This is a genomic window from Microbacterium sp. EB106-03-03-XG65, assembly GCF_058791955.1.
This window is the reverse complement of sequence record NZ_JBYTEB010000001.1, coordinates 49,624-64,513: the sequence shown is the minus strand read 5'-3', so window position 1 is coordinate 64,513 and position 14,890 is coordinate 49,624. Positions and strand designations below refer to the sequence as shown.

Here is a 14,890-nt window from a genome sequence, read left to right as displayed (position 1 = left end):
CTCTTCCGGAGGAGGAGACACCGATGAACAAAGCACTGCCCATCGTCGAGATGCGTGGGATCTCGATCGAGTTCCCTGGCGTAAAAGCCCTCGACAAGGTCGATTTCCGGCTGTTCCAGGGCGAGGTCCACGCGCTCATGGGCGAGAACGGCGCGGGTAAGTCGACCCTGATCAAAGCCCTGACCGGCGTCTACCGGATCGACTCCGGGTCGATCGTCGTCGCCGGGCAGGAGCGCAGCTTCGGCGGCGCCGGCGACGCGCAGGATGCCGGGATCTCGACGGTGTACCAGGAGGTCAACCTCGCCCCCAACCTCTCGATCGGCGAGAACGTGATGCTCGGTCATGAGGCGCGAGGTGTGTTCGGCATCAACTGGACGGCCACCCACCGCGCTGCGACCGACGCCCTCTCCCGACTCGGCCTGGGGCACCTCGACACCCGCCGGCCGCTCTCGACCCTCTCGATCGCGCTGCAGCAGCTCGTCGCCATCAGCCGCGCGATGGCGATCAAGGCCAAGGTGCTCATCCTCGACGAGCCGACCTCCAGCCTCGACGCCGCCGAGGTCGAGGGCCTCTTCACCGTGATCCGGGCACTGCGAGACCAGGGGGTCGCGATCCTCTTCGTCTCGCACTTCCTCGATCAGGTCTACGCGATCAGCGACCGCCTGACGGTGCTGCGCAACGGACTGTATGAGGGTGAGTACCTCACCCGGGACCTCGACCGCCACGCTCTCATCTCGAAGATGATCGGCAAGGACCTCGATGCGCTCAAGTCGCTCGGAGGCAATCGCCGCCGCGCGCCGCGCGAGGCCGATGAGAAGCCGCTGCTCGCGGCATCCGGAATCGCACGCCGCGGAGCGGTCGAGGCGACCGACCTCGACATCCGCCCCGGCGAGGTCATCGGCTTCGCCGGGCTGCTCGGCTCCGGGCGCACCGAGCTCGCCCGACTGCTCTACGGCGCCGACCGCACCGACGAAGGCACGATCGAGCTGCATGGACGCCGGGTCGACCTCAAGTCGCCCGCCGATGCGCTGCCTCGTCGGATCGCCTTCTCGACCGAGAACCGCCGCGACGAGGGGATCATCGGAGACCTGACCGTGCGCGAGAACATCATCCTCGCCGTGCAGGCGGAGCGCGGATGGGCGCGTCCCATGAGCCGCAAGGAGCAGGATGCGATCGTCGACCGCTACATCGCGCAGTTCAACGTCCGTCCGGCCGACCCCGACCGGATGATCAAGAACCTCTCCGGCGGCAACCAGCAGAAGGTGCTGCTCGGCCGCTGGCTCGCCACGCAGCCCGAGCTGCTGATCCTCGATGAGCCGACCCGCGGCATCGACGTGGGTGCGAAGGCCGAGATCCAGGAGGCGGTGGCCGAGCTCGCCGAAGACGGCGTCGCCGTGGTGTTCATCTCTTCCGAGCTCGAAGAGGTCGTGCGCCTCTCCGAGCGGATCGTCGTGCTGAAGGACCACCGGAAGATCGGCGAGATCCAGAACGGACCGGACGTCACCGCGCAGGTGATCGTCGATGTGATCGCCGCTCACGGAGTCGAGGCCGCTGCCGAGACGCTCGACGACACCGACGGCGCCGTGCCCGATAGCATCGCCCCCACGACCGACAAGGAGGCAGCGCGATGACCGCGTCAGCCGGCACCACCATCTGGCGGGACCTGATCCACAAGCCGTTCTTCTGGGGCATCGTCGCGATCTTCGCGCTGCTCGCCCTGAACGTGATCAAGGACCCGACGTACCTCGCGCTCTCGATCAACCCCAACAACGGCAACCTCGTCGGCAACCTCATCGACATCCTGCGCCAGGCGGCGCCGATCATGATGATCGCGATCGGGATGTCGCTCGTGATCGCCACCGGTGGCATCGACCTCTCGGTCGGATCTCTGATGGCCGTCGCCGGAGCCGTCTCGATGGAGTTCCTCAGCGCCGCAGGCGACTCCTTCGGCGCAGCGCTCGCCGCGGTAGGACTCGCGCTGGTCATCACCGGCATCCTGGGGGCGGTCAACGGCGTCCTCGTCGCCTATGTCGGCCTGCAGCCCTTCATCGCCACGCTCGTGCTCATGCTCGCCGGCCGAGGCATCGCCAAGGTGATCACCGGCGGGCAGAACACGACGGCATCCAACGATGCGTTCCGGTGGATCGCGAACGGCTTCGTGATCGGCATCCCCGTGGTGTTCATCCTCGCGGTGCTGATCGTGATCGCCGTCGGCTGGGTGGTCAGGCGCAGCGCGCTGGGCCTCATGATCGAGGCGATCGGCATCAACCCCCGGGCCAGCCGCATGGCGGGTATCAAGCCGAAGGGACTGCTGCTCACGGCGTACATCATGAGCGGCATCCTCGCCGGGATCGCGGGCATCATGTCGGTCGGCAGCGTCATGACCGTCGACATCTCCCGCACCGGCTACCAGCTCGAGCTCGACGCGATCCTCGCGGTCGTCATCGGCGGCGCGTCGCTGGCTGGCGGCAAGTTCTCACTCAGCGGCGCCTTCGTCGGCGCGCTGCTCATCGCGACGCTCGACAAGACCGTGCTGTATCTCGGCGTGTCGTCGTCGGCGACCCCGGCGTTCAAGGCCATCGTGATCGTCGTCCTGTGCCTGCTGCAGTCGCAGCGCGTGCGCAGCTGGTTCCGGACGCGACGCAGAGCCCGCCCGGTCGAACAGATCATCGCGAAAGAAGAGGTGTCCGCATGAGCGTCATGACCGCCCCTCCGGCCCCTCAGGCGACGGAGAGCGTCGCCGACCGGCTGCGACGCATGATCACGGCGAACCCCTCGGTGCTGCCGACGATCGCCTCGGTGGTCATCTTCGTCGGCATGGTGATCTTCGGCGAGGTGGCCTACGGCCGCATCCTGCAGTTCAACACGCTGTCGAACCTGCTCATCAACAATGCGCACCTCATCGTGCTCGCGGTCGCGCTGACCTTCGTGATCCTCACGGGCGGCATCGACCTCTCGGTGGGATCGATCATCGCGGTCTCGTCGGTCGCCGGTGTGATGCTCTCGAACGCCGGCTGGAACGCCTTCGCCGTGATCGTCGCGATGATCGGCATCGGCGTGCTCTTCGGCATCGTCTCGGGAGTGCTGATCCGGTACTTCGACGTGCAGCCCTTCATCGCGACACTGGCGATGATGTTCCTCGGTCGGGGCCTCGCCTCGCTGCTCAGCACCAAGCCCGAGCGGCTGGGTGAGGAGTCGCCGATCCGCTGGATCGGCACCCAGCTGAAGATCATCGACGGCCCGAAGGTCAACGACCTCGTGATCACCCCCGCAGTGCTCATCGCGGTGATCGTCGTGGCCGCCGCGTTCTTCGTTCTGCACCGCACGCGCACCGGCCGCACCGTGTACGCGATCGGAGGATCGGAGAGCTCGGCGCTGCTCATGGGTCTGCCCGTGCAGCGCACCAAGGTGCTCGTCTACGTGATCAGCGGCGGTCTCGCCGGTCTCGCGGCGGTGCTCTACACCGCACGACTCGGCACCGCTCAGAACATCACCGGCATCGGGTGGGAGCTCGACGCGATCGCCGCGGCAGTGATCGGCGGCACCGTGTTGACAGGGGCTTACGGATACGTGCTCGGCTCGGTCGTCGGTGCGCTGGTGCTCGGTCTGATGAACGTGCTCATCACGCGAGACGGAGGCATCCCGCCCGAGATGACGACGATCATCACGGGCGGCATCCTGCTCGTGTTCGTGCTGCTGCAGCGGGCCGTGACGCGCACGCGGGAGTAGCCGCTCCGGCTGGTCGCTCCGGCTGGTCGTCCCCGGTTGGTCGCCCCCGGGTGCCTTCGAATCGCGTACTTTGCAGATCTCGGACCCCGAAATCTGCAAAGTGCGCGATTCGAAAGTCCTCCGGGCCGCTTCCGCAAGGGGGTGGCCGGGCGCCCGTCCGCAGGACGAGACTCGGTGCGAAGGCCCGGGCAGAGGGCTCGGCGTGACGCAAAGGAGCGAGCATGACATTCCGAATCGGATACTTCGTCGGCAGCCTGTCGTCGACCTCTATCAACAGGATCCTGGCGAATGCGCTGATCGGCCTCGCCCCCGACGACCTCGAGTTCTTCGAGATACCCATCCGCGAGCTCCCCCTGTACAGCCAGGACTACGACGATGCCTACCCGCCTGAGGCGGTGGCGCTGAAAGAGGCCATCGCGTCTGCCGATGCGGTGCTCTTCGTCACCCCCGAGTACAACCGGTCGATCCCCGGCGGTCTGAAGAACGCGATCGACTGGGCCTCGCGTCCGTGGGGCGAGAACTCGTTCGACCACATCCCCGCGGCCGTGATCGGAGCCTCCGTCGGCCAGATCGGCACGGCGGTGGCGCAGCAGAGCCTGCGCGGTGTGCTCAGCTTCTGCAACGCCCGGCAGATGACGGCGCCTGAGGCCTACATCCAGTACTCGCCGGAGAAGTTCCCCGGGGACGGCTCGGTGACGGATGCCGGCACGAGGGACTTCCTCCGTGCCTACATGACCGAGTTCCGCGACCACATCGAGCGCGTGCTCACCGTTCTTCCGCGCGATACCGACAGCTGAGGACAGCCCTCTTCGCTCAGCCGACTATGAGCGCGCGCTGCTCCTCCGTCAAGCCGTCCAACCGGCCTCCGGGAAGCACATCGATGAGTTTCCCCGCCGCCCGCGCTCCCAGAAAGGGCCACAGCTGTTCGCCCGTGTCGGACGGGTTGGTGACGATGAAACCCTGAGGGCTCAGAAGCGACCAGCGCGGCTTGCCGGCAGCGTCTGCGTCGCCTGCTTCGACTCGATACTCCTCCGACACCTGCAGCTGTTCACGGCTCAGCTCATCGTCGAGATAGGCCACCACGTCGAGGTCTCGCGGCAATGCCTCCGAGACCTCTTGGGGCTCCAACGAAGGAGAGATCACGGGAATGTAGATGACGTCCCCCGGGTGCAGCGGCGTCCCGTCGTTCTTCGTGACCTCCTTGACCTCCACTTCGGCGAGGAGTGCTGCGCCGACGGGGGTTCCGGTGGCGGTGGTGACCGTGTCTCCCGCGAGCCAGCGACGCACGGTACCGGTGATCACAGCCGCGGAGCGTTGGCCGAGATCTGTCGTGCTCTGGAAGATGATGGTCGAGACGGCACTGATGTCGAGAGACAGAAGCATCTCGGCGGCGTCAGATTGTGTTGCGTCCTGCGTGACAGATGCCGCTGCCGGGTCGGTTCCCGGTGCCGTGGCACACGAGGTCAGCAGCAGCGCCAGTGCCGGCACCAGTATCAGGCTTACATGCGATCGTCGACTGCGTTGTGCGTTCATGATGAGTCCTGTCTTCATCAGTGTGCGGCATTGATGTGGTCAACGTGGTGCTGCGGATAGTAGAGGACTTGCGTCGATAGAGTGGAATTCATGCACCCTCCGACGCCGGTATCGTGGTAAAGCCCGACGGCGTGACCCATCTCATGGCAAAGGACGTTCCTGCGTGCATTTGCCAGTTGTCCGTCGCTCCATCCCCATGTGCGTGCCTGCAGCCATGACGAACGAATATTGAATATCAGACTGGCCTGATCGCATCGCGCGACTGCTGGCATCCGCTTTGTGCAGATGTACTGACCTAATACGTTATCGGCGAGCACAACTTGCGGTGTTATTGAATGGCACGAGGGCGATCACCGCAATCACGGCCGCTGCGAGAGAAAATGCCTATACGAACGAAACTACGTCGTTTCATGGGGTGAGGCTACGAGCTGACCGCCGATATGGTGGGATTCCACTATCAGCAGCGGCTCGTCAGAAGCGACCGACTTGTTGCTTGTCCAGCATCGTGTCGAACAGGGTCAGGCGTCGTCGCGCCAGGAGTGCCGCGGATCGAACCCGAGCACTCGGCGGGCCTTGTCGATCGACAGCAGCGTCTCGTTCGGGCCGAACTCGCGGGCGACCGGCACATCGGGGAAGACCTCGGCGAGCAGCTCGGCGTTCGGACGCGTCATCACCGTGTCGGCCGCCGCGATGATGAAGTTGTCGAACCCGGGTGCCGCCACCTCGAGCGCACGCTCCACCGCCTGAGCGCCGTCGCGGGCGTCGATGTATCCCCAGAGGTTCCACTTGCGGCGCAGCGCATCGGCGTCGAAATCGGGGAACTCGGCGTAGTCCTCGGGGTTCATCACGTTCGAGAACCGCAGTGCGGTGATCGACAGGTCGGGATGCCAGCGCACGAGCTCCCTCGCGAGCTGCTCCTCGAGGGTCTTCACGAGCGAGTAGACCGACTCGGGGCGGGCGGGGTAGTCCTCGTCGACCGGCACGTAGGGCGGCGGCACGTCGAACGGCAGGCCCAGCACGGTCTCGCTCGAGGCGTAGACGACGCGGCGGATGCCGAGGCGCACCGCCGCCCAGAAGACGTTGAACGTGGCGGGCATGTTGTTGTGGAAGGTGGCGACGTCGCTGCGGATGCCGGGCGCTGGGATCGCGCCGAGATGCACCACGGCGTCGATGCCGTCGTGTCGGTCGCCGACCGCTGTGAAAGCATCCACGACCTGGCCGTAATCCGTGAGATCGACCTGCACGAAGTCGGGACCGCGAGTGCCCGCGACGTCCATGCCGATGACCCGGTGGCCGTGGTTGCGGAGCTCCCGCGCGACGACGCTGCCGAGCTTGCCCGATGATCCGGTGAGTGCGATGCGCATGTCACCAGAGTGGCACGAAGACGAGGCGCCGGGGCCGCTCGGCATACACTCGTCGGCGTGAGTGACACCAGCAGCCAGCCGCCCCGCACCATCGGCGTGCGCGACGTCGCCGTGCGCGCAGGGGTGTCTCGGCAGACGGTGTCGCGTGTGCTCAACGACCACCCCGAGGTCGCTACCGAGACTCGAGAACGCGTCATCGCCGCCATGGCGGAACTCGGCTACCGCATGAACAACGCGGCCAGAGCGCTGGGCACCCGCCGCTCCCGCACGCTCGGGGTGCTCGCCACCGACGCACTGCACTATGGCCCGTCGCGCAGCATCGCAGCGCTCGAGGCGTCGGCCCGCGAGGTCGGCTACTGGCTGAGTGCGGCCTTCGCGGATGCGGGGGACACGGATGCCGTGGTCGCCGCGGTCGACCACCTCGTCATGCAGGGAGTCGAGGGCATCGTCGTCGTCGCGCCTCACGCCCACACCCTCGACGCGCTCGACTCGGTGCGCATCGGCGTGCCCGTCGTCACCCTGCACGCAGCCGATCGCGGCGCGCGCGGCCTCTCGGTCGATCAGGAGGCCGGGGCTCGACTCGCCGTCGCGGCACTCGCCGACGCCGGGCACACACGCATCGCGCACCTCGCCGGCCCCGCCGACTGGCTCGAGGCCGAGTCCCGCGCTGAGGGGTTCCAGGTCGAGCTCGCCGCACGAGGACTCGCCGCCGGACCGGTCATCGAGGGCGACTGGACCGCCGGCTCGGGCTATGCAGCGGCTCGCGCCGTGCGCGACTCGGGTGTGACAGCGGTATTCGCAGCGAACGACCAGATGGCCCTCGGTCTGCTCGGCGGTCTGCAGGAAGTCGGGCTCTCGGTGCCCGCAGACATCAGCGTGGTCGGTTTCGACGACACTCCGGATGCCGCCTACTACTGGCCGAAGCTGACGACCGTGCGGCAGGACTTCTCGGAATTGGCGCGTCGTGCGGTGGCGGCGGTGCTGGCGGGCAGTGCCGGAGCCGCGGCATCCGACCTCGCGCCGGTGGCACCCGTGCTCGTGACCCGCGATTCGGTGGCGCCGCCGCGCTGAAACGTCGCCAGGGTGTGTGCCGGCGCGCTACGGGGTCAGTTCTGCATGTGCGGCGCGATGCGGGGCCAGTTCTGCACGTGAACACGCCGAATCCGATGCGAAAGTGACCCCGCACGAGACGGGAGATGCGAAAGTGGCCCCGCACACCGCGGCGCCGAGCGGTCGCCGGTGTCTTGACGGTCCGCCGACCTCCGTGACACACTTCTGTGACCGGTCACAGTGACCACCGCCGACCCCGAGGTATCCGTGAGCAACGAAGCCCCCGTCTTCTCCCCTGAGATCGACGCGTCCATCCAGGCCGTCCGCGAGGATGTCGCCCGTCTGCACGGTGAACTGGTCCGTTACGACCTCATCGTCTGGACCGGCGGCAACGTCTCGGGCCGTGTGCCCGGCGCCGACCTGTTCGTGATCAAGCCGTCCGGCGTGAGCTACGACGACCTCACCCCCGAGAACATGATCCTGTGCGACCTCGACGGCGCCGTGATCCCCGGCACTCCGGGAAGCGACCGCTCGCCCTCGAGCGACACTGCCGCCCACGCCTACGTCTACCGCCACATGCCCGACGTCGGCGGTGTCGTGCACACGCACTCGACCTTCGCGGTCGCGTGGGCAGCCCGCGGCGAAGAGATCCCCTGCGTCATCACGGCCATGGCCGATGAGTTCGGCGGTCCTATCCCTGTCGGTCCCTTCGCGATCATCGGCGACGACTCGATCGGCCGCGGCATCGTGCAGACGCTCTCGGGTCACCGCAGCCGCGCGGTGCTGATGCAGAACCACGGCCCGTTCACGATCGGGGTCGACGCGAAGGATGCCGTGAAGGCCGCCGTCATGGTCGAAGACGTGGCCCGCACCGTGCACTACGCCCGCGAGGCCGGACCGCTGATCCCGATTCCGCAGGAGGCCATCGACAGCCTCTTCAACCGCTACCAGAACGTCTATGGACAGAACTCGGACGCCCGACGATGAGCGACACGACCACCGGCACCTCCGCCCGCGATGACATCGTCGCCGGCCGCACGAGCCTCGGCATCGAGTTCGGCTCCACCCGCATCAAGGCCTGCCTGATCGGATCCGACGCCACCGAGGTGCTCGCGACGGGGTCGTTCTCCTGGGAGAACCGGCTCGAGGACGGCCTCTGGACCTACAGGATCGACGAGGTGTGGACGGGCCTGCGGGCCGCGTACGCGGAGCTCGTCGCCGACGCAGAGCGCCGCCACGGCGTGCGCCCCGAGACATTCGGCGCGATCGGCATCTCGGCCATGATGCACGGCTACCTCGCCTTCGACGCGCAGGGCGATCTGCTCACGCCGTTCCGCACCTGGCGCAACACGAACACGGGCGCCGCCGCGGCCGAGCTGACCGACCTGCTGGGCGTGAACATCCCGCTCCGCTGGTCGATCGCGCACCTGCACCAGGCGGTGCTCGACAGCGAGGCGCACGTGCCGCAGCTCGACTTCGTCACGACCCTCGCGGGCTACGTCCACACGCGCCTGACGGGCGAGCGCGTGCTCGGTGTCGGCGATGCATCCGGCATGTTCCCGATCGATTCGGCGACCGGCGACTACGACGATCGGATGCTGCAGGCCTACGACGCCCTCGCCGCCGACCGCCTCCCGGCGAGCGCCCGCGACCTGCTTCCGACCGTCCTGGCCGCCGGTGCCGCCGCGGGAACGCTCACCGAGGAGGGCTCCCGGCTGCTCGACCCGACGGGAGCGCTGGCTTCCGGCATCCCCCTCTGCCCGCCCGAGGGCGACGCGGGCACCGGAATGGTCGCGACGAACTCGGTGTCTCCGCGCACCGGCAACGTGAGCGCGGGCACCAGCATCTTCGCGATGGTCGTGCTCGAGCGTCCGCTCGCCGAGGTGCACCATGAGCTCGATCTGGTGACCACGCCCGCGGGCGACGCGGTCGCGATGGTGCACTGCAACAACGGCGCGAGCGAGCTGGCCGCCTGGGCAGGGCTCTTCACGCGATTCTCCGCTGCGGCAGGTCAGCCGCTCAGCGACGATGCCGTCTTCGACGCACTCTTCCGCGAGGCCCTCGACGGCGAGGCGGATGCCGGCGGGCTGCTCGCCTACAACCACCTCGCCGGCGAGCCGATCGCCGGTCTCACCGAGGGGCGTCCGCTGTTCGTGCGCACCCCTGACAGTGCGTTCACGCTCGCGAACTTCATGCGCGCGCAGCTCTACGGTGTCTTCGGCACGCTCGCCCTGGGGATGCAGGTGCTCGCGGCCGAGGGAGTCGAGCTCGACCGCATGTTCGCGCACGGGGGCATGTTCCGCACCGCCGGCGTCGCGCAGCGCTTCCTGGCCGGAGCACTTGGCGCTCCCGTCGCGGTGGGCGAGCTGGCCTCCGAGGGCGGGGCGTGGGGCATCGCCGTGCTCGCGTCGTACCTCGCGCACGCCGAGACGCAGTCGCTCGGGGAGTACCTCGAGAGCGACGTCTTCGCCTCGGCATCCCTCGCGGTCGCCGACCCCGACCCCGCCGATGTCGCGGGCTTCACCGCCTACCTCGACCGCTACCGCGCGGGCCTCGCGATCGAAGCCGCCGCGACCACGGCTCTCTGAACTCTTCCCGCTGATACCGGAACACCGAAGGACCACTCATGACCCGCACCCCGCTCACCACCTCGCTCGACGGCTACGAGGTCTGGTTCCTCACGGGCAGCCAGCACCTCTACGGCCCCGAGACCCTCGCGCAGGTCGCCGAGCAGTCGCAGGAGATCGCCCGCATCCTCGACGAGGCGGGCGAGGTGCCCGTGAAGATCGTCTGGAAGCCGGTCCTGACCGACGCAGCGGCCATCAAGCGCACCGCGCTCGAGGCGAACGCCGACGACCGGGTCATCGGCCTGATCGCGTGGATGCACACGTTCAGCCCCGCGAAGATGTGGATCGCCGGCCTCGACGCGCTGCAGAAGCCGCTCGCGCACCTGCACACGCAGGCGAACGTGGAGCTGCCGTGGGCCGACATCGACTTCGACTTCATGAACCTCAACCAGGCCGCGCACGGCGACCGCGAGTTCGGCTACATCCAGACGCGTCTCGGGGTGCCCCGCAAGACCGTCGTCGGCCACGCGAGCGACCCGCGTGTGCGTCAGGAGATCGCGACGTGGCAGCGTGCGGCGGCCGGCCTCGCGGCATCCCGGTCGCTCAAGCTCGCGCGCTTCGGCGACAACATGCGCTTCGTCGCCGTCACCGAGGGCGACAAGACCGAGGCCGAGCTGCGCTTCGGCGTGCAGGTCAACACGTGGGGCGTGAACGACCTCGCCGATGCGGTCGCCGCGGCATCCGACTCCGAGATCGACGCCCTCGTGGCCGAGTACGAAGAGCTGTACGAGGTGGTGCCGGAGCTGCGCCGTGGTGGCGAGCGCCACCAGTCGCTGCGTGATGGCGCGGCGATCGAGATCGGCCTGCGGACGTTCCTCGAGGAGGGCGGCTTCGGCGCCTTCACCACGTCGTTCGAAGACCTCGGCGCCCTGAAGCAGCTGCCGGGTCTCGCGGTGCAGCGTCTGATGGCCGAGGGCTACGGCTTCGGCGCCGAGGGCGACTGGAAGACCGCGATCCTCGTGCGCGTCGCGAACGTCATGGGTGCGGGCCTCCCCGGCGGGGCGAGCCTCATGGAGGACTACACCTACGACATGACCCCCGGCGACGAGCTGATCCTCGGGGCGCACATGCTCGAGGTCTCGCCCTCGCTCACGACCGCGAAGCCGACGCTCGAGATCCACCCGCTCGGCATCGGCGGCAAGGACGACCCGGTGCGCCTGGTCTTCACCGCCGACCCCGGACCCGCGATCGTCGTGGCGCTGAGCGACATGCGCGACCGATTCCGCCTCACCGCGAACGTCGTCGAGAACGTGCCGCCGCGCCAGTCGCTGCCGAACCTGCCGGTCGGTCGCGCCGTCTGGAAGCCCGCCCCCGACTTCACCACCTCGGCCGCCGCCTGGCTGACCGCGGGCGCTGCGCACCACACCGTGATGTCGACGGCCGTGGGACTCGAGGCGTTCCGCGACTTCGCCGAGATGGCCGAGGTCGAACTCCTCGTGATCGACGATGCGACCACGCTCCCCGAGTTCCAGAAGCAGGTCCGTTGGAACCAGGCCTACTACCGACTCGCGCAGGGGCTGTGATGACGGGAGTGAGTCGGCCGCGCTCGGGACGGCAGCTGCGCATCGCCGGACACGGATACGAGGCCGTGATCGCGAGCGTCGGAGCCTCGCTGCGCGTGCTCACGTTCGAGGGACGCGACCTGGTCGTGCCATTCGACGCCGACGAGGTGCGGCCCGGATACCGGGGTACCACCCTGGCGCCGTGGCCCAACCGCATCGTCGACGGTCGCTACACGTTCGGGGGAGCCGAGCATCAGCTGGCCCTCACCGAGCCCGCCCGTGGCCAGGCGCTGCACGGCCTGCTCGCGTGGGCCGAGTTCGAGGATCGTCTGGTTCTCGATGACCGCGTCGTGCTCGCGGCCGTGATCGAGCCGCAGACCGGATATCCGTTCCGCGTCGAGGTCGAGACCGAGTACCGCATCGACGCCGACGGCCTGCAGCAGACCGTCACGGCGCGCAACCTCGGGGCGGATGCTGCGCCCTGGGGCACCGGCCCGCATCCGTATCTCGTGGCCGGGCCCGACGGCCGGGTGGATGAGTGGACGCTCACCCTGCCGGCATCCGAGGTCCTGACCGTGACCGACGACCGGCTGAGCCCCGTGGCGCTCGAGGGGGTGGACGAGCATCCGCAGTGGGACTTCCGCGCTGCGCGCCCCATCGCCGACGTGTTCATCGACCACGCGTTCACGGGCCTCGCGCGCGACGGTGGAGTGGCCGAGGTGCGGGTGGTGACGGATGCCGGAACCGGCGTCGCGATCACGTTCGACGAACGCTGCCCGTGGGTGCAGGTGCACACGGCCGACAACCCCGGCATCGACGCGATCCACCGCATCGGCCTCGCTGTCGAGCCGATGACCTGCCCGCCGGACGCCTTCAACTCGGGGACCGACCTGGTCGTGCTCGAACCCGGCGCGACGCACGCAGCATCCTGGCGGATCGCCGCGGTCTGACGCGTGGCGGCCGGCCGAGTCGCTCGCGGCACGGTCGTGGCGCCGATGCGGGGCCAGTTCGGCATCCGGGACCCGGTGCGGGGCCAGTTCGGCATCCGGGACCCGGTGCGGGGCCAGTTCGGCATCCGAATGGGGCGTTTCCGGTGCGCAACTGGCCCCGCACGCATGGTGCGGGTGAGGGTGCGGGTGCGGGTGCGGGTGACGGATGTCGCGGCTGCGCACCGCGCCTCTCCGATCAGGCGAGTGCCGCGACCAGCGCCCGGGCTGCGGATGCCGACGACTGCGGGTTCTGGCCGGTGATGAGCAGTCCGTCGACGATCGTGTGATCGCTCCACGGGTCGGTCACGTCGATGTCGGCGCCGAGCTCGCGCAGAGAGGTCTCGAGCAGGAACGGCGCGCGGTCCGCGAGCCCTCCGATGCGCTCCTCCTCGTCGGAGAATCCGGTGATGCGCCGTCCGGCGACGAGCGGCTCGCCCGCAGCATCGCGTGCGGGCAGCAGAGCCGCGAGCCCGTGGCACACCGCGGCCAGCGGACGTCCCGCCGCGACGGTCGCCGAGATGAGCGCCGCCGAATCGGCATCCACAGCGAGGTCCTGCATCGGTCCGTGCCCGCCGGGGTAGTAGACGGCCGCGTAGTCGGCGCCGTCGACATCGGCGAGCACCAGGGGAGTGCTGAGCCCCGGGATCTCCGCGAGCGCCGCGGCATCCCCGTCGCCGAGGCTCGACGCATCGGCGACCGGCGCGACACCGCCGGGTGTCGCGAACACCACGTCGTGCCCCGCGGCAGTGAGCAGGCGATAGGGGGCGAGCAGCTCTTCGGCCCAGTAGCCGGTGGGGTGCTCGGTGCCGTCGGACAGGGTCCAGGTGCGGGCGCCGGAGACGACGAAGAGGACGGATGACATGGATGCTCCCAAGGTTCGGACGACGGATGCCGTGCGGATGCGATATCCAGGACAACGGCCCGCCGCGACGAACGATTCCGATAGATTGCCGATATGAGCAATCGGAATTCCGATGGATTGCCCGACCTGGGGCTGTGGCGCACCTTCCTCATCGCGCACCGATCCGGGTCGGTGTCGGCGGCGGCGCGCAGGCTCGGACTCGCGCAGTCGTCGGTCACGACGCAGTTGCAGGCGCTGGAGGCGAGCGTCGGCGAGCCGCTGTTCGTCCGTCATGCCCGCGGCATCCGTCCGACGCCCCGAGCCGACGAGCTCGCCGCGCGGCTCTCGGGCCCGCTCGACGCGTTGGCGGATGCTCTCGGCACCCACCCGGCCCTCGAACCGCCGGTCATCCGCCTCGGCGGGGCGGGGGAGTTCCTGGCCGCCGTCGCAGCCCCGGCGCTCGCGAGTGCTGTCGCCGGCGGACTGCGGCTTGCGGTGACCACGGGCCTGGCCGACGACCTGCTCGATCAGCTGAGGGTCGGCAGCCTCGACCTGGTGATCTCCGCCGTGCGACCTCGCGGACGGGCGCTTCCGAGCATGCCGCTGTTCGACGAGGAATTCGTGCTCGTGGCCTCGCCGTCGCTGAGCATCGACCCGTCTCCGGCCCTCTCGCCGGACGCGCTCGCGCACGTGCCTCTGCTGGCATACGACCGAGACGTCCCGATCGTCCGACGGTACTGGCGCCACGTGTTCGGCATCCGCCTCGACCGGGAACCGGCTCTCGTCTTCCCCGACCTGCGCGCGCTCGCCGCCGCTGCGGTTGCGGGGGCGGGCGTCACCGCCCTGCCGACCTACCTGATCGCCGACGAACTCGCCGATGGCAGACTCGTCGACCTGCGACCCACCGAGGATCCGCCGATCAACACGCTGTATCTCGTGCGGCGACCGGGTCCGCTATCCGACGGGGGCGCGGCCGTGGAGAAGGCGCTGCGCGCCGCCGTCGCGGACCTCTGACGCTCGTCGCGGCGGCGGTGCGGGGTCAGGTGCGCATCTGGAGTCCGGTGCGGGGTCAGTTTCGCATCCACCATTCGGTGCGGGGTCAGTTTCGCATCGGAAACGCCCGATTCGGATGCGGTAGTGGCCCCGCACAGATGCACCGCCCGGCCTCACAGATGTGCAGCCGCTCGCGCGGCGAACGCACACGACGGACGGATGCCGCACCTCACGGACGCACGCACCTCATGCACGCACGCAC

The 14,890-nt window shown here is 68.8% G+C and carries 13 protein-coding genes; 10 read left to right on the top strand and 3 right to left on the bottom strand.

Annotation, left to right across the window (positions count from 1 at the left end):
- The first annotated feature begins 23 nt into the window (after positions 1-23).
- The 4 genes from AC3WS6_RS00270 to AC3WS6_RS00255 all read left to right on the top strand — a co-directional run bounded on the left by AC3WS6_RS00270 (position 24) and on the right by AC3WS6_RS00255 (position 4,526).
- Positions 24-1,631, top strand: coding sequence for a sugar ABC transporter ATP-binding protein (locus AC3WS6_RS00270; RefSeq protein ID WP_492499071.1), 1,608 nt, complete (start codon positions 24-26; stop codon positions 1,629-1,631).
- Positions 1,628-2,695 carry an ABC transporter permease gene (locus AC3WS6_RS00265; RefSeq protein ID WP_053097897.1) on the top strand — a complete coding sequence of 356 codons (1,068 nt, stop codon included), beginning with the start codon at positions 1,628-1,630 and terminating at the stop codon, positions 2,693-2,695. Before AC3WS6_RS00270 ends, AC3WS6_RS00265 begins: the two co-directional genes overlap by 4 nt.
- Positions 2,692-3,729, top strand: a complete 1,038-nt coding sequence (locus AC3WS6_RS00260) for an ABC transporter permease (RefSeq protein WP_492499070.1) — start codon at positions 2,692-2,694, stop codon at positions 3,727-3,729. The genes AC3WS6_RS00265 and AC3WS6_RS00260 overlap by 4 nt, the downstream gene beginning before the upstream one ends.
- Positions 3,730-3,950: 221 nt before the next feature.
- A complete protein-coding gene (locus AC3WS6_RS00255; RefSeq protein ID WP_492499069.1) occupies positions 3,951-4,526 on the top strand; it encodes an NADPH-dependent FMN reductase in 576 nt (191 codons plus the stop codon).
- Between the two features lie 16 nt (positions 4,527-4,542).
- On the opposite strand, the gene AC3WS6_RS00250 is transcribed toward AC3WS6_RS00255, so the two are convergent.
- Both AC3WS6_RS00250 and AC3WS6_RS00245 read right to left on the bottom strand, forming a co-directional pair.
- Positions 4,543-5,262 (bottom strand): hypothetical protein, encoded by a 720-nt coding sequence (locus AC3WS6_RS00250; RefSeq protein WP_492499068.1) that lies wholly within the window; start codon positions 5,260-5,262, stop codon positions 4,543-4,545.
- 518 nt (positions 5,263-5,780) lie between these two features.
- Positions 5,781-6,626, bottom strand: a complete 846-nt coding sequence (locus tag AC3WS6_RS00245; RefSeq protein ID WP_492499067.1) for an NAD-dependent epimerase/dehydratase family protein — start codon at positions 6,624-6,626, stop codon at positions 5,781-5,783.
- Between the two features lie 57 nt (positions 6,627-6,683).
- On the opposite strand from AC3WS6_RS00245, the gene AC3WS6_RS00240 reads away from it, so the two are divergent.
- The 5 genes from AC3WS6_RS00240 (at position 6,684) to AC3WS6_RS00220 (ending at position 12,755) form a co-directional block, all read left to right on the top strand.
- Positions 6,684-7,697 carry a LacI family DNA-binding transcriptional regulator gene (locus AC3WS6_RS00240; protein ID WP_320488869.1) on the top strand — a complete coding sequence of 338 codons (1,014 nt, stop codon included), beginning with the start codon at positions 6,684-6,686 and terminating at the stop codon, positions 7,695-7,697.
- 246 nt (positions 7,698-7,943) lie between these two features.
- Complete coding sequence (locus AC3WS6_RS00235; RefSeq protein ID WP_072591958.1) at positions 7,944-8,663, top strand: L-ribulose-5-phosphate 4-epimerase; 720 nt, start codon at positions 7,944-7,946, stop codon at positions 8,661-8,663.
- The gene (locus AC3WS6_RS00230; protein ID WP_492499066.1) at positions 8,660-10,264 is read left to right on the top strand and encodes a xylulokinase; all 1,605 of its coding nucleotides are present in this window, start codon (positions 8,660-8,662) and stop codon (positions 10,262-10,264) included. The genes AC3WS6_RS00235 and AC3WS6_RS00230 overlap by 4 nt, the downstream gene beginning before the upstream one ends.
- A gap of 38 nt (positions 10,265-10,302) precedes the next feature.
- Positions 10,303-11,826: an L-arabinose isomerase gene (gene araA / locus AC3WS6_RS00225; RefSeq protein ID WP_492499065.1), complete on the top strand. Its 1,524-nt coding sequence runs from the start codon at positions 10,303-10,305 to the stop codon at positions 11,824-11,826.
- Entirely contained in the window at positions 11,826-12,755 is a 930-nt protein-coding gene (locus AC3WS6_RS00220; protein WP_492499063.1) for an aldose 1-epimerase family protein, read from the top strand. The genes araA and AC3WS6_RS00220 overlap by 1 nt, the downstream gene beginning before the upstream one ends.
- A 235-nt stretch (positions 12,756-12,990) precedes the next feature.
- On the opposite strand, the gene AC3WS6_RS00215 is transcribed toward AC3WS6_RS00220, so the two are convergent.
- On the bottom strand, positions 12,991-13,656 hold the full coding sequence (locus AC3WS6_RS00215) for a type 1 glutamine amidotransferase domain-containing protein (RefSeq protein ID WP_492499062.1): 666 nt from the start codon (positions 13,654-13,656) through the stop codon (positions 12,991-12,993).
- Positions 13,657-13,749: 93 nt separating this feature from the next.
- Here AC3WS6_RS00215 and AC3WS6_RS00210 point away from each other — a divergent pair, with 93 nt between their 5' ends.
- A complete protein-coding gene (locus AC3WS6_RS00210; RefSeq protein ID WP_492499061.1) occupies positions 13,750-14,649 on the top strand; it encodes a LysR family transcriptional regulator in 900 nt (299 codons plus the stop codon).
- The last annotated feature ends 241 nt before the right edge of the window (positions 14,650-14,890 follow it).